The following is a 21400-nucleotide window of genomic DNA, read 5'->3' as shown; positions in this document are numbered from 1 at the left end:
CGATGCGAAATTTTCGATGTAGTCGTCGGCGAACCAGACCATCGATGAATAAGGCACGAAGTCGGCCAGGACCGGCGCGTGCTGGCTGCTGTCGTATTCGTAAGCCGCGGCCTGGTAGTTGTTCATGATGAACGTGTAGAAGGCATCCTGGAGGCTGTCCGGCGGATTGGTGCTGTTGCGGGTTTCATCGACGACAAGCACGCCCTGGTCAAGGGTGATCGGTCGGCCATAGGCTTCGGCGCTCAGGTCGCTGTAGTAGCCACTCAGGTCAAAGGCGCGGACTGCATAGTAGTAGCGGTCCATACCGGAGAGCGGATAGTCGGTATAGGTGGTGTCGGTCAGGAGTGTAGTATTCAGACTGTCGTATATCGGATTGTCATTGAGCCGACGGTACAAACGATACCCGGCGATGTCAAGCTCCGCATTTTCTCTCCATGAGATCGTTATTCCCGAACTGACTGGTGCTGCCGTAATACCGGAAGGCACTGAAGGCGCCAGGCGGGGCGTTCCCGTGACTTCATATGCAAGATAACTGAGCCGGTTGTCCACATCGATTGCCCGCACTGTGATGTAGCATGTTGAATCCGTCATCAATCCGGTGATCGTATCTACTGTTACAGATGCACCCGACACGAACTGGCTGTCAGTATACGTCTCGCTTTGCGCTCCCCAATAAACACGGTAGCCAGTGACATCGGGCTCGATATTCGCAGCCCAGCTGATCTGTAGGCTGTTACCGTTCCCGATGTCGGCAACGGTGACATCCTCAACCGACCCCGGATGGAGGCCGAGAATAGCCAGCGTTGCCAAAGATGCCTTTGTCGCGCCGAGATGCATGGCCGGTGTTATGTTCGTAAGGATGTCGGTCGGCCGGTGCCAGTGGGGATTCTGGTAGTACCACCTCTCGGCACTCCAGATTGCGGGAAAACCGCGGGATGAAAATGAGAGGTTGTCTGAGCCGCCTGACCAGTACTCCTCAAAGTAAGTCAGTTCGGGCGCATAGAGTTGTCCTGCTTGAGCGAAGAGATGTACGAGCCATAGACAGAAATTTTGTGTATATTGCACGTTACAGTTCAGCAATCCTCCATTGGTCCAACCGATCATATCCAGATCGATTACACCAGCTATGTCGAGGTTGAGGCTATCGGCCCGGTGTGCGTAATCATCACTGCCAAGTAGACCAACTTCTTCTCCAGACCAGGTTATGAATTCTATGGAAGGTTCCCATGTGTAGTTATGGAAGATACGCGCCGCTTCAAATATAGCGGCAATAGCGGACGCATTGTCATCGGCTCCGGGCGCGAACGTCCAGGAGCTCTGCGTATCAGGCCAGATAATTGCATCTTGATGACCGCAAAATATGAATATTCGTGCGGGATTGACGGTCCCCTCTACGCGCGCTATGACATTGCGCTCGTACCCGGTGTCGGGCCAGGTGCCGTAATTGGTATGGTCGACGTGAAAGCTGTCGAACTCCGCAGCATACCCGAAGCTGATGAACTTCTGCCTTATCCACGCAGAAGCGGCAAAACCGCTATCACTGAAGAGTAGCCTCGTCTGGAAATTCTGGAGGCGCTGGGTATACGATGCCAGGGAATCAGCCCGTACCTGATTGACTAAACTCTGGATGAAGGGATCATATTCAAGTTCACGCAGGGGTACTGTTTTTGTTGCAGCGTTGTTCCAGAAACGATCGGATAGTAATCTCTTTTCTAACTGGCGGAATTTCAATCCAAGGTCCAAGAAATCAGAAATGCCGGCAGTGCCGGATTTGACCAGGCACGCGTTATCCTTTACAAGTATGACCTGACCGGGTAGTTCCAGATCGGGTTGGGGCACGCTGCCGATGAAATATTTCTCAGTCCATGGTGATGTATCGATGACCTGTATCGAATATCCTTTTTCGATCAATGTGATGATCTGCGCATCGTCAATCTCCGCGATCGCGGTCGTGCCCAGTAATTCGTAGGTAGGATATTCGAGCGCATGCCATTCTCTGATCTGTTCATAACCGCTCAGATCCACGGCGACAAGAACCGGCTCCGCGCCCGCAAGATCGGCCTGCAAGATAAAGGCGCATAGCAACAAAACAACTGTAAGAGATTTCATCCAATTCCTCCTTATCGAGAATAGTCCAATATCAAAACTAATCTTCATGAAGACACCACTGCACCGCGCTGTGCATCAAGGTCCAGTCCGACCCCAAGTCGTCATGACTATCGAAATAGGAAATGCTGTCGCGGTCATCGTCTTCTTCCCATTCGGGATGCGGTCCGGTTAAAAACACGCGGCCTTTGCCGTATTCACAGGCGACCAGCGCGACCTTCCCGGTGATTTCATATGTTCCGATCGTATCAACACGCGAAGCGTTGCTGGGTGTAAAATATGGTCCGTTGTAATACATTATCCAGAGCGAATCCGGTTCTGCACCGGTGATTTGATGGAATTTGTTGAGGTTGACCTGGCACATGCCGATTTCAGGGAGCTCGTAGATCTGGGGTATCGGACCGGCTGCCGTGCCGGGGAAGATGCCGAGTTGACCGGCCGAATACGTTTCACCGTGCCATGTCTGGAATTCGGCAGCATAAATACCTCCAGCACAAGTGCCAATATAGCCGCAGCCTTTTTCGATCATCTTCCTGATCTTTTTCCTACCTTCATACGTTATGTTGCGCGTGTAGGGAATCGGAGAACCGCCTGGAAAGTAGAATATGTCTATATGCTCTAGATCCTTATTGTTAATAAAATCTGCATCCATAAGAAAAACTTCGTGACCCATCCACTGGAACATATTACTGGCCGCGGTGACGCATGCTACAGCCGCGCCAGAATCCGCGTAGATCCCGATGGTGACGATCCCGTTATCTGCGGGCTGGGATGATTCAGAACAATAAGCAATGTTAAACATAAGTATAATAAGAAAAGAACCAGTGAATGCCGAATGCTTTGTCATCGCACCTTTATGACTTTCTGAACTATTTGGCCGTCTACTTCGATAAAGTATATCCCTTTTGCTATCACGCTCGGTTCGACGATCCTTCCCGAGGTGTCGTAGACCCTGTAAACGCCCTGAATGGGCAGGTTCAACTGACCGGTGATTATGGTGGCCGGTAAGTGTTCATATTGGATGTCGGGCGAACTGTTGCCTTCTATCCCGACATCAGGCGCGGTTTTGAGCAGCCAGAAATCATTGGAGCCGCTGCCGAAAGAATCCGTATAGCCGCCGATTATATACCCGCCGTCAGAGGTCGGGTAGAGCGAGAGCGCCGATTCTGTGCCTGCGCCTCCATACGTTTGTGTCCCGAGCGTGTCGCCGAGCGAATCGGTGCGTAAGAACCAGATATCGCCGGCGCGTCTACCAGCGATAGCATAGCCGTTATCGAACGTAGTGTATACATCGAATCCGAAGTCCTCTCCTGGACCACCATACGTTTTTGTCCAGAGCGTGTCACCAAGCGAATCGGTTTTCAATAGCCAGAGGTCGCCGGCGGTCCAAGAACCAATTCCGTTGATGTATCCGGTGATGATGAATCCATTATCTGCAGTTACATTCACGCCGTAGCCTACGTCTTCAAGTGCTGCGCCGTAAATCTTTTCCCAAATTATGTCGCCACTGCCGTCTATTTTGACAAGCCAGACATCCTTGCCACCGGCAGTTGATGAGCTCGTGGTACCGGTGATAATATAACAACTGTCCACAGTTGGTTGAATCGATATTCCGTAATCCTCACCCGACCCACCATACTCTCTGGTCCATAGTGTATCGAGAGTTGCATCGGTTTTCAGGATCCAGAGATCCCCTTTCACCCAGCCCGAGGGTCCGTTCTTGTAGCCGACAAACATGTAGCCATCGTCCGGTGTCTCGCAGAAGGCATATGCCACGTCCATCAGGGGTGTTGAATAGGTGCGCGTGTACTCTGCTGTGCCGGCGGTGTCGGTCTTGATCAGAAAGACATTCTTGCCCCCTCCACCGAAACTTTCCGTATAACCGGCTACCACGTAACCACCGTCTGACACCTCGCGCACAAAATGAGCACCGTCCATTGCCGTTCCACCGAACGTGGTGGTCCAGACAGTATCGCCCGTGCTGTTCGTCTTCACAAGATAGGCATCCTGCTGCCCGGCGCCGAAGGAAAAGGTATATCCAGTAGCGACATATCCTCCATCTGAGGTCTCGCATACTGAATATGCTACATCAATGTTGGAACCGCCGTAGGTACGTGCCCACAGGGTATCGGGAACCTGGGCGTGTAGGATCATGCAAGATGAAAACAGCCAGCATGCAAGAAATAATGGGATATTTCTGTTGCGCAGATTTTTGATAGGATCATTACCGAGTGCAAAATTCCTCAAGTTTCCTCCAATTTCTTATTTTACTACTACTATTTTGTCGATTATCCTTCCTTCAACTTCCGTGAAATAGATCCCGGGAGTGACGGGGTTCCTTTCCACCTCTCGCCCGGTGATATCGAGTAATCTTGCGTCGTTGTCTAATGGCAAAATTGCCGAGCCACGCATGATGGTCGCACCGGAGCGCGGTGAAATCGGTATCGGGTTGCTGCCCCCGGTAATGCCGGTGCCGAGATTCTCATACCATTTCACTTCATTGGTGCCTTGCCAACTGCTTGCGGCGACCACGTCCGAATCACTATCTGCATCAATATCACAGACATAGAGCGGCCATGCTCGGTCGAGGTTTGGATCGACATAGAATTTCGTCCATACGATTGGACTGCCGCCTTCGTTGCGGAACCAGGAAACTTCGCCGGATACTTGCGCAGTGGCGACGACATCAAGGTCACCGTCGTCGTCCAGATCAGCGGCCTGGGCAATACATGCACCGGCCAGACCGATACCGACCGTATGCTTGCTCCAGGTAAGCGGATTGCCTCCATTGTTCCTGTACCAGGCGACTTCACCGTTAAGATAAGCGACGGCCAAGATATCCAGGTCTTGATCTTCATCAAGATCAATGATCTGTACGCGGTGCGCACCGGTGAAATAGCTGTCGATATAGAATTCTGTCCATTGGATCGGACTTCCTCCATCGTTCCGCCACCAGGTGATATCATTGCCATAAAGACATGCGCCGACAACATCATTATCACCATCATCATCGAGGTCTCCCACCCGCACAGACTTCGCGCCGTCGAAACCAGAACCGATCGTCTGTTCAGTCCATTGAATGGGATTCCCACCGTCGTTCCGCCACCAGCTTATTACATTAAGATCCGTCGACGCACCCAAGACATCCATGTCTCCATCTTCATCGAGATCGTAGGCATAGACTTCGTGGGCAAAATCGTAGCCGGTTCTGATCGTGTGATATGTCCATTGAATTGGGTTGCCGCCGTCGTTTGACCACCAGGCTATCTGATCGCCCGCGCCGGCTGCACCAATGACGTCCTGATCACCATCATCGTCAAGGTCGGCGGCATATACTGAGAACGCTTGATAGAAATTGTAAGCGATGGCGAATTTTGTCCATGTGATCGGATTACCGCCTTCATTGCGGTACCAGACCATCTGATTGTCTTCCAGGACGGCGCCCAGTACATCGGTGTCGCCGTCGTTATCCAGATCGCACGCATATACGCTCGATGTTCCATGCGTGAAATTGTGTATGACGTGCGTGTTCCATGAGACCTGGCCGAACGATAAGGTGGCAATCAGTATGATAAGCGAGATTATTACACCGACGCTCATTGAATTTTTACTATCTTTTGACATATAACTCCTCCATTTTGGATGAAATAGATACCGGGGCCGATTTCATCGTGTGCTACTTTCCTTCCGCTTATATCGAGAATGCTGAAGTCAGTGCCACGAGGTAATACTATGGGTCCGCGGATTATTGTAGCACCGAGGCGGTTAAGGCCAACCCAGACCCCATCGTTATCACTGATCCCGATCAGACCGTTCTCATACCAGTAGATAGCATCAGAAGCATTCGCGGCAGCGAGCGCATCAATATCTCCGTCATTATCGAGGTCTGCGGCGTATACAGGCCAGGCGCCGTTGCAGTTACCATCGATCATCTGTTTTGTCCAACTTATCAGAGAGCCGCCGCTGTTACTGTACCATACTACATCGTCGGTTATGTCGGCCGTACCCAGAACATCCAAATTGCCGTCGTCGTTAATATCTGCGGCAAAAACACCGAGCGCACCGAGCAGAGAGCCATCAATTGTCTGTTTTGTGAATTGTACGGGACTGCCGCCGTCATTGCGCCACCAGGCAACATCGTTGGATGTATAGGCGACGGCGACAATATCGCTGTCACCGTCAGTATCGAAGTCGAAGGAGTAAACCATATGTGACATGCCGAAATTACTGTCGAGAGTGTACTCGGTCCAGGTCGAATCGCCGTTGTTATGCCACCAGGTTACGGCATTCGCCAGCAGGGCTGCACCGACTACATCGAGCAGCCCGTCGCCGTCGATATCTGTTGCTTTTAACGAACGCGCGCCGTCAAAACTATCACTGATCGTGTGTTGTGTCCAGCCGGGTGGATTCAATCCGTCATTTTTAAACCACGCGATCTCATCGGTAAGCGCGGCCGCGCCGAGGACATCAATGTCACCGTCATTGTCCATGTCCGCGGCAGTGATCTCGTGCGCATTGTAGAAACCGGCACAAATACTGTGTTTTGTCCACTGTATCGGATTGCCGCCCCCGTTCTCCCACCACGCTAGCTCACTACCATGCCAGGCACTTGCCAGCACATCAGTGTCTTCGTCGCCATCGATGTCAGCGGCATAGACAAATGAAACGCCATAAAATAATGTATCGATCATTTGTTCGGTCCAGGATACCGGAACGCCTCCATTGTTGATCCAGAGAGCGATGGAATTGATGTCCCATCCTGCGCCGATCACGTCAAGGAGCCCATCATTGTTGATGTCTTGCGCATGGACTGAACAGGCACCGCCAAAGTTGTCAGAGATAGTGTGTTTGGTCCAATTTATCTGTGGAGAGGCAAACCTTGCAGGAAAAGTAGTGGCCAAAACCAAGACGATGAGCGCATATTTCATGTTCCTCCTTATATGACAGTTAAAGAGGAAAGCTCAATTTATTCTCACGATTTTTCTCACAATTCGCTCAGCGCTTTTTATGAAATATATGCCCGGTTTCAGATTGCCCGGTTCAACCTGCCTGCCTGCAATGTCGTAAACAATATAGTGGGTGCCTTCAGGCAAATTTAGCTGACCGGATATGATCGTCGGGCCGAAATCCGGTTTATGAACACACCCGATATTGTTTTCCTCGACACCCACGAAGTCACTTTCCCACCACGTGATGTCGTCGGCGTTCAATGCCGAACCCAGCACATCCATATCTCCGTCACTGTCCATGTCTTTCGCAAAAACAGAGTGGGCGTAGTTGAAAGTGGTGGTAACCGTCCCACTGACACTGCCCCAGTAGGCGATCGTATTCGCATACCAGGCCGCACCGAGGATCTCCAGGGTGTCATTATTATCGAGGTCGGCCGCGTGCACTGCGCCCGCGCCGTTGAGGCCGCTCGCGACTATGTGCTGGGTGAAGTTTTGCGTACCGTCGTTCTCCCACGATACGATCGCATTTGCAAGGTATCCCGCGCCGATGATATCGATGTCACTATCGTTATCTATGTCGGCCGCGTAGACCGCCGTGGCACCGTTGAAATTTCCGGCGACCACGTGCAGAGTGAAATTCTCATTGCCGTCGTTCTCCCACCAGGCGATGTCGTCGCCAACTCCGGCCGCGCCGAGCACGTCGGTGTCGCCATCGCCATCCACGTCGATCGCATGGACCGAACTAGCGTCACTGAAGCTGCTCATGATCACGTGTTCGGTGAAACCCTGATTTCCATCGTTCTCCCACCATGATATGCGGTTGGCGGTACGTGCTGCGCCGAGGATATCTACATCGCCGTCGTCATCCAGATCAGTAGCATATACTGAGTAGGCTCCGTTGAAGGTATTTGAGACCACGTTCTGGGTGAAAACATTACCATTGTTCTCCCACCATGCGATTGTGTTATCGAAATATGCGGTGGCTATAACGTCGCCGTCGTTGTCACCATCGATATCGACAGCAAAAACGCAGCAAGCGCCGTCGAAATTGGTCACAATGGTATGCTCGGTAAAATTCTCGTTGCCATCGTTCTCCCACCATGCAATGGCGTCCGCTTCCCATCCGGCACCGACTACATCAATGTCATCGTCATCGTCCATGTCAAGGGCGTGGGCCCACGCGGCGCCGTCAAAGTTATCGGCGATAGTATGTGTGGTCCAGTTGATCTGACCAAGAAGAGGAGCGGTCAGACACATAACAAGTAGTATGATTATACGATTCATTTCTTCTCCTTCTCTGATTATCGCACCTTGATGATCTTTTGTACATCCCGGTCATCGTGTACGATGAAATAGACCCCGGGCTGCGGGTCAGTCGATCCAATGCGACGTCCCGTGATATCGAGGATTTGGTATTCGGAGTTAGGTTTTACCGGCAAGGCACCACTGATGACCGTGGGAAAACGATCAAAGTATTCGACCGGAAGGCTACCGTTTCCCTCAATACCGGGAATCAGATCGTTCTCCCACCATACTATGCAGTTGGCAATCTGCGCGGCGCCGAGTACATCCAGATCGCCATCACCGTCCATGTCCTCGACGGCAGCATGATTTGCGCCATAGAAACTCTCAGCAATGGAATGCTGTGTGAAACTTTGACTGCTGTTACTTTCAAACCATTTTACGGAATGAGTCAATCTTGAGGAACATACGATATCAAAGTTACCGTCGGCATTCAGATCCGGCGTGCTAACGCTGCGTGCCTGGTAAAGAGACGAGGCAATATCGTGACGGGTGAAAGACTGGCTGTCAAGGTTCTCGAACCAGGCGATCTGACCAGAACTTGAAGTCGCGGCAAAATCGATATCGCCATCGTCGTCGAGATCTTCGGTAGCCACTGAGGTCGGCATTGCCCAATTTGCGCTGATGATGTGTTCTGTGAAATTTTGACTTCCGTTGTTCTCGAACCACAAGATCAGGCCAGAGCCAGGTCCGGCGCCGAGTATGTCAATGTCGTCGTCTTGGTCGAGGTCGACCGGGTGAAGGTATGTCGCCCCCTGCCAATTTGTTCTGATTATGTGCTCAGTGAATGTCTGGTCTCCATTATTTTCGAACCACGCTGCTTTGCCGACCTGACATGATGTGACGAGCAGGTCCATTTCATTGTCCTCGTTCAAGTCAGCCGGGCAGACGTAGTTTGGCTGTCCCCAGTTAGAGACGATTGTGTGCCGGTTGATAAAATTTTCGTTACCATCGTTCTCCCACCAGGCAAGGGTATCGCAGAGAAAACCGGCGCATACGACATCGATATCAGTGTCGCCGTCAAGATCGACAGCGCACAAACCTTTTGGTCCTGTGAAACCAGTGCAGATCGCATGTTCGTAGAAGTTTTGATTGCCGTCATTTTCCCACCATGATATGCAATTCGCATCATACGCTGAACCAAGAATATCGAAATCATCGTCATCATCGATATCAACGGGCACGGTGCACCAGGCACCGTCGAAGTTATTACTTACAGTATGCGCGGTCCAGTTGATCTGCGCGAGAAGTGGAGCGGTTGAGCATAGAACAAGTAGTATAGCGATACGATTCATTTCTTCTCCTTATGGGTTATCTTACTTTGACAATTTTCTTAATGGTTCCGCTTTCCAATCTCATAAAGTAAATTCCGGGATCCATTTGCCCCAGGCTTATCTCCCTGCCCATGATATCATACAATTTGGTTTTTTCGTCCAACTGCAGGGGTATTTGGTCAGAGATTATTGTTGGTCCGGTGTAGCAGTCGTTTGTCAGAAGTGTTCGATTCTCTGTGATCCCGGTAGAGTGTTGATTCTCGAAGAGCATTGCCCGACTGCCAGTGACCGCGAGATCGAGGTCACGAGAATAGGTGTAATGAATTGTCAACGTATCATTGAGGGCCGGCGGCAAAGCCAGGGAGATCCAGTCCTGAGCGAGTTCATAGCAGAACTGGTCAATCGGTACCGGGACTCCGTTGATATTGATCGCCGTGATTTCGTGGATGGGCTTGTGAGTTAGGTAGAAGAGTTTTCTCGCCCCATCACCGACGAATGTTTGCGCTGTGGTTGCCAGGCCGTCCTCATCAAAATCGCCCCAGGCAACTTGCTGGAGAAAACCACCGTTGGCGTACGACCAAACAAACGAACTGCTGAGGACGCCGTTAGTGTTTTCGAAAATGCCAACTGGATCAAACCATGCACCGGCTGCCAGATCGAGGTCGCCGTCGTCGTCAACATCAGCCCACGCTACACAAGACGGCTGCGTGTATTCTGAGCATGACCAACAGGGGATAGTATCCAGAACGCCCCCGACATTCTCGAAGAGAAAAAAGCCTTCATCGATACCGGCGACCGCAAGGTCATGATCGCCGTCGCCGTCGAAATCTCCGAATTCCATCTGCCGAGCACCGACAATGGTATGCGTTTGCCAGGATGGGGATGTTTCAATGCTGCCCGCGTTGTTGTAGAATATCCCAACGTGGATGTAAGGTCCACCAATGGCAAGGTCATGATCTCCGTCCTGATCGATGTCGATGAAAGCAGCCTCAACGCTGTAGTATACGCTGTCGCTTTGCCAGTATGGTGCACTCTCGATCGTACCGTTGTTGTTACGGTATATCACGACATTTTGCATACTACCGGTCAGATGATCACCCTGTGCAAAAGCTATATCATGGTCTCCATCGCCGTCCGGATCACCGATCGCGCAGGAAAATGAATTGCCCGGCTGTGAATACCAGGTCGGGGATGTCGACAATCCGCCGTTGTTGTAGTACGCGACATGGGGCAACGGCGGACACCCCCATGGTGTGTAACCGAGTTGCGCAACCACCAGATCGAGGTCACCATCATGGTCGAGGTCGGCTATAGCGACGTTATCAGATGGCTCCAGATCAGTAGAGATCCACCCGGGTGAGGTTGAGATCGCGGCCCCGGTGTTGAAGTAAACATGATTCGCTCGAAACGCGTAATCACAACCATTGGTCACGACCAGGTCACACCAACCATCTCCATCAATGTCACCCCATCCAGCACCCGTTGGAATGTTACCATAATCCGCCTGCCATATCGGGCTCAGCGACATGTTAACAACCGCGGATGCGAATGAGAAGATCGAGAGAAGAACGACTCCTGTACGCATATTGACTTTAAGGTGCTTCATTTATCCCTCCCACATTTATACAACATTACATTAGTTCTATTATCGAATTTTTACGACTTTTCTTAGACATTGCTGATCGATCAGTATGAAATATACTCCCGGTTGCGGATTGTTTGATCGAACGCGGCGTCCCATGATATCGAGGACCTGGTATTCCGAACCATCTTTCAGAGGCAGGGCGCCGCTGATTACCGTAGGAAAACGATCAAAATATCCGACCGGGATATTTCCGTTTTCTTCAATACCGGGAATCAGATCGTTCTCCCACCATCTAATGCTGTTCGCGAACTGGGCAGCGCCGAGGACATCAAGGTCGCCGTCGCTGTCGACATCCTTCACATCGATACCGGTTGCGCCGGTAAATGCGCTGGTTATGGTGTGTTCTGTCCACTGGACCGGCACACTGCCGCCGTTCTCCCACCAGGCGATCTTGTTGCTGTTTATGGCTACACCGACAACGTCGACATCGCCATCATCGTCGACATCGGCACTGCGGACCATGTGGGGACGCAGGAAAGCCTGGGCGATGACATGCTGGGTGAAACCTTCTTCGCCGTCGTTCTCGAACCACACGACTTGATCAATTACACAAATGGTCGCCAGCACGTCGACGTCGCCATCCGAGTCGATATCGTCGGCATAAACACTGCTCGGGCGCGCGAGGGTGTGTAGAATTACGTGTTCGGTGAAATTCTCGTTACCGTCATTCTCAAACCACGAAATATCTCCGGCCTGAGAGGCGCTGGCCAGGATATCAATGTCAGTGTCTCCGTCGAGGTCGATCGCATAGACACAATTCACATTGTCCCAGTTGTTTTTGACAACGTGGGGTGTGAAATTCAGATTTCCTTCGTTCTCGATCCAGCCGACCATGGGGCTGGGAGCTTCACAGCATACCGCAAGGACATCGAGGTCGCCGTCGGAATCGACATCTTCGACGTCGAGACGGTTTGCAAACCCCCAGTCCGCGATTATATGATACGTGAAATTCTGGCTGCCGTCGTTCTCGTAGAGTTCGACACCGAAGATCTGCGACGCGCAGAGTATATCAACATCATTGTCGTCATCGATGTCGACCGCATAGACACCCATGGCATAGTAGTCCACTGTTGAGATGTCATGCTGCGTGAAATTGATGTTATCGATATTCTCCCACCAGGAAAGACAATTGCCAAGGCGTCCTGAAGCCACCACGTCTAGATCATCATCGTTATCAATGTCGGCGCCAAATATGTACCAGGGGTCGCTGTAACTGTCAATGGGATGTTCTGTGAATGAAATATCGGCAAACCCCAGGCTCGTGACGATAAGGAGCGAAGATACTAATGCGGAGATCCTACGGCACAATAGTTTCATTGTTATATCCTCCTCAGAAATACAACAGGTATCTTATTTTGAACGCACCGATCGTGTACACAGGCTCAAGCTTCTCTACGCCATGCTCGCGAAAATCATTGAGCGCTACATGCAGCCAGCTCTTGGGCAGGAAATTCCAGGAGAAAAGAAATCCAAACCGGTTGCTGATGAATCTGGTGTCGCCGATCTCGGTGCCTGGTGTTTCCAAAAGAATATCGTTGAAGATCGCCAGACTCTTGTCGGCGCTGAAACGGATGTCGAGGCGCGGCCTGATCCTCGGGCTCATCGCCACGATGGTGTTTGTCGTATCCCATTCCACCCAGAGGTTTCCGGACAGGACGATGCTCATCGGCGGTATGATCGAGTAACCGAAGAAGAACCAGTTCGTCATCTGATGCGCAAGATAGTTGCGGCGGTAATTCCAGCTGTAACTGTAGCTCGATCCGAAGTTGATGTTATTGCCCTTGATGAGGCCCCACGTCGAGAAATCAACGCTGCGGTACAGGTAGTTCGTGTCCGCCTCGTAGTAACGACCGGCGTAAATATCCAGGCCCATGCCCCAGCGGTTACGGAATGCCGGGTTGATCTGCAGTCCCGCCAGTTTGGACCAGTTGGAATCTCCGGGCTCTTGAAGGAGATGAACGCCCGGGGCAATGTAGAGCCAGCGTAAGAATCCTTCCTGGTATACTTTGCTTGGACCGCTGAAAAGATATACGCGTTTTCTGCCTGCCCAGGGTACGAATCCAATATCACTGACATTGAATGAATCATGCACTACCTCGGCGGCGAATTTAGTATAGAAATTGCCGATGAATCCGCGGTATCCAGAGGTGAGCGCCCAGCCCCGTTTCGTGGTGCTGTCGCTGAATGCACCCTGAATGATGACCTGATCCGCGCCGCTCCGGTAGACCCCTTCGATCCCCACCGCATAATTATAGTTGTCGCGGTCGACCGCGCTGCCGCTGAATAACACGCCAACGTCGGAATTTTCCATTATGCTGCGTCTTGCCCGAATAACGCCGAACCACCGATCGGGTTCGATGAGCGTATCATCGGGCGTCGTGATCGTGAATTCGCCGGTGTAAGCTCCCAACATGCCAATGTTGAATTTCTCCGAATTGTTGGTAACCTTCAACCCGCCGAGGATCGGCACGACTTCGCCGTCCAGGGATTTGCCGATCCTTCGGGAGTAGAAGATCTCAAGGGGAAAGAAAAATTGACCACCATCGCTGCCTAGATCAGACATCCGGAAAATATCCCTTCCTTCAAGAAAGAATGGCCTGCGTTCATCAAGGTATGTGGGATACCTGGACAGATTAACCGTGAACGGGTCGGATTCGATCTGGGCAAAATCCGGATATGCAGTGGCGTTGATCGTTGTCTGAGGCGTTACATCCCATTTCAAATTCAGGCTGAGACTCGGTTTTATTTCAGTATCTGTGGAATCTATTCCGCCAACATTCGGGTTAGCGTAGTACCTTTTGTCGAAACGCAAATATGCTTCAGGATAGAGCTCGAAGTAGTATCCGGTGGACTGCGGGTCCATGTTCTTGAGCGTTCCCCAGCGGGACACCATGTCGCCTTCGCCCTGCAAGACTTCGGTCCAGTAATCGTCTTCACGGTTATGCGCCTGGTGACGAAAGAATTGAATACCCCACTCTGATAGTCCCTTTTTGTAGCGGATGGATTTGAAGGGAATTCTGATCTCGACATCGAGCCGGTCATCATAGACCTTCACATCGCGGTACCAAATACCTTCCCAGGAATCATCATAGGTCCGGCCGTCATCGAATATCCAGCCATCCCAGAAAAGCTGGCTCGCGAAGACCAGAAAATAATAACCTGTCGTTTTGCTGCCGAACGGATCGATGCTCACCCGGACATAATCCTCATCCGTAGTGAAACAGGCTACGGGCGCGTGTTTATCGGCATAGCAGCGGAACGCAAAATACAGGTTGTTATGATCCTGGAGAACATAGACGACGGTTCGTTCTGTCGGCGCGGTCTTTTCGTATGGTATATGCTGTACAAAATCGTAAGCGCTGTCAGCCTGCTGCCAGACGTCTTCAATGATGCCATCGATTTGCGGAGCCGTCTCGGTGAATCTGACCTCCACTGATCTTTCTGCGTTTGATAGAACAAAAAACAATAATACAAAATGCATTCGGCCTCCCTTACAGATAAGCTAAATAACCAGGAATTCTTTCACCAGCGGTCAAATAGTTCCGGAGAGCTTCTTACCGGCCTTGTAGGCTGTTTGCGAATACTCGGGTTTCTTTACGTTCGCTTCTTTTTCCATCAGATCAGGAAATGACAGCACGTCGAGAATTTCAATTTGAAGGGAGTGGAAGAATCGTTTATAGAAATCGACGAGAACCTGAGATTCGTACGCTGCATCTTTTTCGCCGAGCGTGGTGATTATCAGTGCCTTCTTGCCGGCAACCAGGTTGCTGTTTTCTTTATGGTGAAAGAAATATAACCGGTCAATGAATGTTTTCATCAAACCGGTGATTTCGCACCAGTAAATCGGTGAAGCGAAAACAAGGACGTCTGACTTTATGACCATATCGCGTAGTTCGGTCATGTCGTCCTGAAAGTTGCACTTCTTTTCTTTCTGACACTTGCAGCACCCGACACAGTTGTTTACTGTAAGGTTGCGGAGTACAGCCTCACGCACGTTGAGACCGCCCTCACTGACACCTTGCATAAAAGATCTGAGAACGGCGTCGGTGTTACCGTTCTCCCTGGTCGAGCCGTTTATCACGAGCACCCTTTTATTCACGTTCCTCCTTACGTGCGGTTTTTTCCGCACGAGCGCGTAGTGCACCGATTAAAGAACGTTCCGTGGGCTGTCCTTTTATATGTCTTATATCTGCATTCCGTTTAACAAATGACATATAACATTGTAACCAATTCGGACTGGCTGTCAAGTAGGTTGATCCCTCTGTGCCAGTAATGTTGACTCTGTCTGGAGGTCGTTTTGGGGGATGGGTGTTCGGTCTGATCCTCAACATCTTCAATGCCCCGTTGTGTTCATTTTTCTCCGGTAAATGACCGAATAAGCAATGCTACGATCATTGCACCGGCGATCACGGTAACGATGGCGAGAATTGTTGTATCCATGTCGATCTCCATTCATCGTCATTTCGCTGCCAGTTCTTCTTGTGCAAGTTGGAGAGCCTGCCATTTTTAGTATTGAACTGTGGATGGTAGGCGAGCGATAACCCATGACAGGCTCTCCTTGATACTTAACTGGCCTCAGTGTTTGTCATTTTTCTGTCCTCTGGTCACCAAACCGATAATAGAGGGGATGAAAAGAATGGTTGTCAGGAAACATGCACCGACGCCGGTTACCAGTAAGGCACCGAAGCCGGCCCATCCGCGATAAGACGCGGTCATAAGCGAGCCAAAACCAGCCATCGTGGTCAGGGACGTGAGTAAGACTGCCTTTCCTGTGCTCCGCAGGACAACGGGTGTCTTTCTGAGCCCTTCGAACATATACCGGTGCAGAACGTGTACTCCGTCGTCTATGCCAATGCCGACGATCATAGGGATTGCCATCACATTGAGCATGGTGAGCATTACGCCGAAGGTCTTCATGATACCCAACATCCAGATGCCGCCCGTAATGAGCGGTATCACACCCAGCAAGGCGAAACGCAGACTTCTGAAGTCGATCCAGAGCAGCAGGATGACGATGATAACGGTCAGTATGGTCGCCAGTAAACCATCGCGGCCGATAAGCCGGATGAGATGCAAGAATATCGGCGGCGTGCCGGTGATCTTCGGGCTGACGGATTCCATCTGCTTGTCGAAACGGGTGAGGGCTTCGTAATTCCAAACCTGTTCCTTGGGATAGATCGTGACGAGGTACTTGTCCCCATTTTCATTGATATACTGGTTCCTGATGTGCTCGGGAAGATCATCAAGTGTGATCAATGCAGGGTTTGCCATCTTATAGATCTTGCTGCGCAGAACAGGTTGGTAGTGATCCTGAAATCTGTTCAGTTGGGTGACTGCTTCTTGCGGATCCTGCTCTATCTTTTCGATCAGGTTCAATACAAAGCTCTCGGAATCCTCTTTCTCCGGATCACCAATGATACTCTTTGCTTTTGCGTCCACTTTGTCCTGCCCGCCGATGAATGCAAGCTGTGACAGTTCATAGATGTTCATATCCAGTCTCTCCAGTTGTTCGATCAGTCGGGCGAGGTTGGCTTGCGATGTCGGTGTGCGTTTGGTAGTGCGGCTGACGAGTTTCCGTATCTTCTCGACCTCGGGTATGCGTTCTTGCTGCTTGTCCTGGGGCGGGATGTAGTCAGTGATGTTCTCGACCATGCTGACCAGCGGCATTTGCTTCAGCTTCTCAGACATTTCGTATGATTCTTCAATCGAACCGGTCGTGACCATGGCAAAGTCCGGACTGAGGTCGAATGCTTCGATGATCGTATCCTGCAGCTCGACTGTGGGTAATCCCTTCGGTTCGAGATTGAGCATGTTATAGTCGAATTTTATGTTGATCGCCTGGTAGAAAAAGAACACTGTTATCACGATCGTAAGGATCAGAAAGATCATTGGGTGTGCTGCGATTTTCCTTCCTATCTCACCAAGGAATTTGAATTCAACGTGGGGTTGCTTCAGGGGTTTCTTTGTGACGCGTGCCAGGACCCTCTCACGCGCGACGAGGATGGCTGGCAGCAGAACCATGGTCGTCACCATGGCGCAGATGATACCGATACCAAGTACTATGCCCATTTCTTTGATGCCCTGGGTTACCGAAATAGTCAGTGCAAAGAATGCTGCAGCCGTGGTCAGGGCTCCGGTGATGATGCCGGGCCCGGAACGTACCAGGGTTTCTTGCATTGCATCGACTGCATCTTTGTCAATGACCCTTCGTTCTCCGTAGACAGAGATGATGTGGATCGCGTAATCAATTCCGAGACCGATGAGGATCACGGCGAACATCGAGGTCATAAGGTTCAACCTGCCAAGTATGAGTCCAAGCCCGCCGGCCGCGATCAGGATCGAGATCATCAGGTTGAGCCCGGCGAGGATCGGCGTGCTCCAGATCCTGAAGGTCAGCATGAAAAGCACCATGACCAGGACAACGGCAAGTATCGAACTGAACTGCATATCCTTGGTCGTGTGCTCCATTTCATCCTTCTGCAGCGGTATCATACCGGCGATGCCGGCTCTGACACCTGGGAAATCGGGTAGTGTGCGGTCCAGAATCGCCTGAACGCTGTCGGTCGAGGCGATATCCTTGTCGATATCCATTGCGGTAAAACTGGCTTTGAGGTTCATGAGGAGGACACGCTTATCCTGGGAGATGAAGTAGGGATCGCCGTAGAGAAAGCGCTCGACCGCCGAGTCGGCCAGGGTACTGTTCGCCGAGCCCGGGTCCGTAATGAAGGTATCCATTGCCTTCAGCCAGGAATAGAACCCATCAAGGGTTCTTACGGCTTCGTTCTCCTTTTCCTTGGTGCTCAGCGCTTCTTCATCGCCAACGTACTCCTCTTCGAAATTGTCGTTTATGCTGGTCAAGAGCGGAATCAGATCGAGATCTTTGAACATGTCCGCAGAGGTTTTCAGATCTTTCGTTTCCGCGAGCATCAGTGCATGGTTCGAAAGAAACTCTTTATCGAGCTTGTAGTCGACACGACTGAAGAATTGAGGCAATTCTTTTATTTCAGGCGTGATCGCATCGGCGAATCTCTTTATCTGCTGTTCTTCCCCGCGTACGACGATGAGGAAGGTCGATGCGCTCTTGTATTCAGTTATTATTTCATCGAATTCCCTTGCTTTGGGATCATTCATGGGCAAGAGGTCTGACCAACGCATGTCCATTCTGATCCGGGACGTTGAGATGGCGGCAAGCACGGTGATTATGAGTACCGCTATGATCACCCGCCACGGGTGGGTAGCCGCGATACGCGCCCAATTCCTAAGTAATCTTTCTCTCATTTTTCATTCCTCCACTAAAAGTATACACTTGCGCGGACGAAACCGCCGTTGCCGAGCGAGCTGCTGTAAGCCGTACCTTCTTCTCCTATGTAGATATTACCCACGAGGGTGAGCTCGATGTTTTGAAACAGGCTGTATTGTAGCATCGGGATGATCGCCGCGCTCATGTCTGAAACGCTCAAAACCGCGGAACTGCCTATTGTGAGCATGTCGGTGAGCGGGTACTGCAGGAGTGCGTAGACCTGATCACTGGTGATCGTTTTCGTTTCGCCGGTGAAGAATCGCATCCAGTCATTCAGATCGTAGTCTTCATGATCTGATTTTGCCAGCGAGTTGTGATGATATTCGAGCATGGTGTACAGCCCGGAATCGAATGTATAATCCGTGCCGATGAGGAATTCGTAACCATCTTCAGTATCTTCAAAGAAGTTGTAGATACCTTCTGCCCAGATCCCCATGCCGATCAGTTCACCGACGATGTCTCCACCCAGGATATGACGTCGCTCCTGTGTCTGTTCGAACGTGTAGAAGTCGGTAGACGTGTACTGCGTTTCACAGCCCAGCAACGAGATGTCGAAGTGTCCGATGCCCAGTTTCGCGCGTAACATTTTGCCTGAGGACTCGAAGTCGGATTCTACGGGTGAGTAAAGAGCCATTAGATTCAAACGCGGCAGTGCCTGGAGGTCGACGCGTATGGCATTGTGTCCAGGTTGCTCATAGGTCGGGTCGAGCGCATCCTTGGTGTTGAAGATGTCCGTAGGATTGGCAAAATAGCCAGTGCCCAAAGAGATCTGCTGCTTGCCGGCCGTCACCGCGAACCGGTTGAGTGCGAACCGTGCGTATACATTGTCGAGGTACAGTGTATCTTCAAATCTGAAGGAATAGAAGGGACGCAGTAGAGGCGGTATCGTCGATGTCAGTTCTGCCGGCAGGAAATCGAGTATGTCCCAGTCGGTCTTACCGTGGTACAGCAGGAAGATCACGTCCGCTCCGAATTCGGTGTTTGCTATCGCGGTGCTCTTGAGGTCAACGCGCAGCTTATTAGATTGGAATTGATAGTATGAATCGCCAGAGTAAATTCCGTTGTACTGTGGTTCGAAATAGCCGTATACGTCAACCGGTTGAGCATATGCAACGGTGTATAGCAGAAGCGCTGCTGTGATCAACTTTGTTGTCTTAGTCATCGCTGCATCCCCATTTCAGTGAAGAGATCGTCCGCGAGATCGACCTGGTAAGTGATGTCGACAATATGCATTTTGGTGTATGTGTTGTCGAGTTTGTTAAACATTGTGCAGTCCATCGGCGTGTAGATGTCTTCGATCAGTTCTACGTCGTGACACACGAGTTGTTTCTCGTGCAATTCGGGATCGTCTTCGTGATAGTAGTCGACCACGAGAGGAATGAAATTTTCCTTATCTATCCAAAGCATGACGCGCGAGTAACTGGCGTTGCTCTCTGCTTTGCGCGTCAGCTCAATTTTGTAGCAAGAACGGCCTTCTTTGTTTTCATCGTTCAAACGCAGCGCATTGTATTCTTCGATGAACGCATCGGATGCGCCCATGTCTTCGTAAGAGAAATCGCTGCCTTCTACCTTCTGTTTCTTGGCATGCGTGGCGAGTTTGCGTACGCGTTTGGTCCTTGGAAAGTATGTCCAGATGTCGTTCGCGTCGTTCAGCATGAGTATGGTCTGTCCCTTGACCCGCTGGGGTTCAAGATATTTCATGAGGCTTTTGTCACCCTTGTCCTTGGAGAATGTCTCATACTTGAAGGTTCGTTCCTGCCCGGAGCTGGTCACGATGGTCATGGTCATTGTCCCATGTGACTGCTCTGGGTTCATTGTTTCGGTCAAAGTCTTCAAAATTTCATCCGCAGTCATTTCTTCTTGCGCAGTAAGTTGCCCAGAGGGCAAAATAGCTGCCAAGGAAACGTGCAGCAATATCATCAAGATAGTGTGTTTTCTGTGGTGTATCATTTTTCCTCCTTGTTCTTCTTTCCCATGTAGCCATAGAGAAAGAGATCAGCCAGTGCATCGGCGTAGTTTTCGTAGAATTCGTCATTCAGTTGCGCAGCGTATTCTTTGAACTGCGGATATTGTTCGGCCGCATACTTGCTCTGGAAGTGATTGAGGATCACCGCGATGATGGCGGTCGGGCCAACACTTTCCTGAAGAATGTCCTGTGCATCGACGTCCAGTTTTTTACGGAAGTGGGCCATGCCTTCGCGTATGCCTGTGACCCATTTGATCTTCAGTTCCATCACTTCCGGAATATCAAGTGGTATGATATCAAAGGCGACGATGACGAGTTCGGTGTTGTCCTTGAAGAATTGGACCGCGGTGTGGATTATTTTGCGTATGTGCTCCTCAATCGGAAGGTCTTCGTCGCCGACCGGTTTTATCGTTTTGAAATAACGGTCATAGCACTCGTTTATGATCGCTTTCAGGATTCCCGCTTTCTCTCCGAAGTAGTAGTTGATCATTGAGATATTAACGTCAGCCTTCTTGGCAATTTCCCTGACGCCGACCGCGGCATAGCCTTTGCGCGCGAAAAGAGCCAGGGCTGCTTCGAAGATCCGTTGTTTTGCTATCTTATGATGTTCAGTCGTCATGCCTTCCTCCCTTGGTATTGAACGTTCGTTTTAAACGAGCATTTGTATACCACATGGTAATGGCCTCTGTCAAATAGCGCTCACAGGATATCTCACAGTACTTCATCGACGCTGCGCACGAGATCGATATACTCATAGAACCTCCTTTCATGCAAACGATTGTTTTATACACACATTTGTTTTAATCAATCGTTCGTTTATATTATAACGAAAAAAATCGATTTGTCAAGGGATAAAGT

The 21400-nt window shown here is 50.7% G+C and carries 16 protein-coding genes; all 16 read right to left on the bottom strand.

What is annotated here, in order from left to right:
- A partial coding sequence (locus tag OEV79_06320; protein MDH4211046.1) for a M20/M25/M40 family metallo-hydrolase occupies positions 1-2109 on the bottom strand: 2109 nt, incomplete at its 3' end.
- A 37-nt stretch (positions 2110-2146) separates the two neighbouring features.
- On the bottom strand, positions 2147-2953 hold the full coding sequence (locus OEV79_06315; protein MDH4211045.1) for a BPL-N domain-containing protein: 807 nt from the start codon (positions 2951-2953) through the stop codon (positions 2147-2149).
- A complete protein-coding gene (locus OEV79_06310) occupies positions 2950-4353 on the bottom strand; it encodes a T9SS type A sorting domain-containing protein (GenBank protein MDH4211044.1) in 1404 nt (467 codons plus the stop codon). Before OEV79_06310 ends, OEV79_06315 begins: the two co-directional genes overlap by 4 nt.
- A gap of 15 nt (positions 4354-4368) precedes the next feature.
- Positions 4369-5730: an FG-GAP-like repeat-containing protein gene (locus OEV79_06305; GenBank protein ID MDH4211043.1), complete on the bottom strand. Its 1362-nt coding sequence runs from the start codon at positions 5728-5730 to the stop codon at positions 4369-4371.
- A complete protein-coding gene (locus OEV79_06300; GenBank protein ID MDH4211042.1) occupies positions 5703-7034 on the bottom strand; it encodes a VCBS repeat-containing protein in 1332 nt (443 codons plus the stop codon). Before OEV79_06300 ends, OEV79_06305 begins: the two co-directional genes overlap by 28 nt.
- Before the next feature lie 33 nt (positions 7035-7067).
- Positions 7068-8339 (bottom strand): VCBS repeat-containing protein, encoded by a 1272-nt coding sequence (locus tag OEV79_06295; GenBank protein ID MDH4211041.1) that lies wholly within the window; start codon positions 8337-8339, stop codon positions 7068-7070.
- Between the two features lie 17 nt (positions 8340-8356).
- Positions 8357-9652: a VCBS repeat-containing protein gene (locus OEV79_06290; protein ID MDH4211040.1), complete on the bottom strand. Its 1296-nt coding sequence runs from the start codon at positions 9650-9652 to the stop codon at positions 8357-8359.
- A 16-nt stretch (positions 9653-9668) separates the two neighbouring features.
- Positions 9669-11237, bottom strand: a complete 1569-nt coding sequence (locus tag OEV79_06285) for a T9SS type A sorting domain-containing protein (GenBank protein ID MDH4211039.1) — start codon at positions 11235-11237, stop codon at positions 9669-9671.
- 39 nt (positions 11238-11276) lie between these two features.
- Positions 11277-12593 carry a VCBS repeat-containing protein gene (locus OEV79_06280; GenBank protein ID MDH4211038.1) on the bottom strand — a complete coding sequence of 439 codons (1317 nt, stop codon included), beginning with the start codon at positions 12591-12593 and terminating at the stop codon, positions 11277-11279.
- 13 nt (positions 12594-12606) lie between these two features.
- Positions 12607-14757 (bottom strand): carbohydrate binding family 9 domain-containing protein, encoded by a 2151-nt coding sequence (locus OEV79_06275; GenBank protein ID MDH4211037.1) that lies wholly within the window; start codon positions 14755-14757, stop codon positions 12607-12609.
- 51 nt (positions 14758-14808) lie between these two features.
- Entirely contained in the window at positions 14809-15375 is a 567-nt protein-coding gene (locus OEV79_06270) for a flavodoxin family protein (protein MDH4211036.1), read from the bottom strand.
- Positions 15376-15851: 476 nt separating this feature from the next.
- The gene (locus tag OEV79_06265; GenBank protein ID MDH4211035.1) at positions 15852-18554 is read right to left on the bottom strand and encodes an MMPL family transporter; all 2703 of its coding nucleotides are present in this window, start codon (positions 18552-18554) and stop codon (positions 15852-15854) included.
- A gap of 14 nt (positions 18555-18568) precedes the next feature.
- Positions 18569-19738, bottom strand: coding sequence for a hypothetical protein (locus tag OEV79_06260; GenBank protein MDH4211034.1), 1170 nt, complete (start codon positions 19736-19738; stop codon positions 18569-18571).
- A complete protein-coding gene (locus tag OEV79_06255; GenBank protein ID MDH4211033.1) occupies positions 19735-20526 on the bottom strand; it encodes an outer membrane lipoprotein-sorting protein in 792 nt (263 codons plus the stop codon). Before OEV79_06255 ends, OEV79_06260 begins: the two co-directional genes overlap by 4 nt.
- Positions 20523-21161 (bottom strand): TetR family transcriptional regulator, encoded by a 639-nt coding sequence (locus OEV79_06250; protein MDH4211032.1) that lies wholly within the window; start codon positions 21159-21161, stop codon positions 20523-20525. The genes OEV79_06255 and OEV79_06250 overlap by 4 nt, the downstream gene beginning before the upstream one ends.
- Positions 21151-21297 (bottom strand): hypothetical protein, encoded by a 147-nt coding sequence (locus tag OEV79_06245; protein ID MDH4211031.1) that lies wholly within the window; start codon positions 21295-21297, stop codon positions 21151-21153. Before OEV79_06245 ends, OEV79_06250 begins: the two co-directional genes overlap by 11 nt.
- Positions 21298-21400 lie beyond the last annotated feature (103 nt).

It is taken from the genome of candidate division WOR-3 bacterium, from assembly GCA_029858255.1.
GTDB lineage: Bacteria > Hydrothermota > Tepidihabitantia > SM23-42 > SM23-42 > SM23-42.
The sequence above is the reverse complement of the archived record's forward strand: the minus strand, read 5'-3'. Positions and strand labels throughout refer to the sequence as shown.

Excerpts from the sequence above, each read along its gene's own strand:
- OEV79_06315 (MDH4211045.1), bottom strand. The coding sequence starts at position 2,953 with ATGACAAAGCATTCGGCATTCACTGGTTCTTTTCTTATTATACTTATG.
- OEV79_06305 (MDH4211043.1), bottom strand. The coding sequence starts at position 5,730 with ATGTCAAAAGATAGTAAAAATTCAATGAGCGTCGGTGTAATAATCTCG.
- OEV79_06300 (MDH4211042.1), bottom strand. The coding sequence starts at position 7,034 with ATGAAATATGCGCTCATCGTCTTGGTTTTGGCCACTACTTTTCCTGCA.
- OEV79_06295 (MDH4211041.1), bottom strand. The coding sequence starts at position 8,339 with ATGAATCGTATAATCATACTACTTGTTATGTGTCTGACCGCTCCTCTT.
- OEV79_06290 (MDH4211040.1), bottom strand. The coding sequence starts at position 9,652 with ATGAATCGTATCGCTATACTACTTGTTCTATGCTCAACCGCTCCACTT.
- OEV79_06285 (MDH4211039.1), bottom strand. The coding sequence starts at position 11,237 with ATGAAGCACCTTAAAGTCAATATGCGTACAGGAGTCGTTCTTCTCTCG.
- OEV79_06280 (MDH4211038.1), bottom strand. The coding sequence starts at position 12,593 with ATGAAACTATTGTGCCGTAGGATCTCCGCATTAGTATCTTCGCTCCTT.
- OEV79_06275 (MDH4211037.1), bottom strand. The coding sequence starts at position 14,757 with ATGCATTTTGTATTATTGTTTTTTGTTCTATCAAACGCAGAAAGATCA.
- OEV79_06265 (MDH4211035.1), bottom strand. The coding sequence starts at position 18,554 with ATGAGAGAAAGATTACTTAGGAATTGGGCGCGTATCGCGGCTACCCAC.
- OEV79_06260 (MDH4211034.1), bottom strand. The coding sequence starts at position 19,738 with ATGACTAAGACAACAAAGTTGATCACAGCAGCGCTTCTGCTATACACC.
- OEV79_06255 (MDH4211033.1), bottom strand. The coding sequence starts at position 20,526 with ATGATACACCACAGAAAACACACTATCTTGATGATATTGCTGCACGTT.
- OEV79_06250 (MDH4211032.1), bottom strand. The coding sequence starts at position 21,161 with ATGACGACTGAACATCATAAGATAGCAAAACAACGGATCTTCGAAGCA.
- OEV79_06245 (MDH4211031.1), bottom strand. The coding sequence starts at position 21,297 with ATGAGTATATCGATCTCGTGCGCAGCGTCGATGAAGTACTGTGAGATA.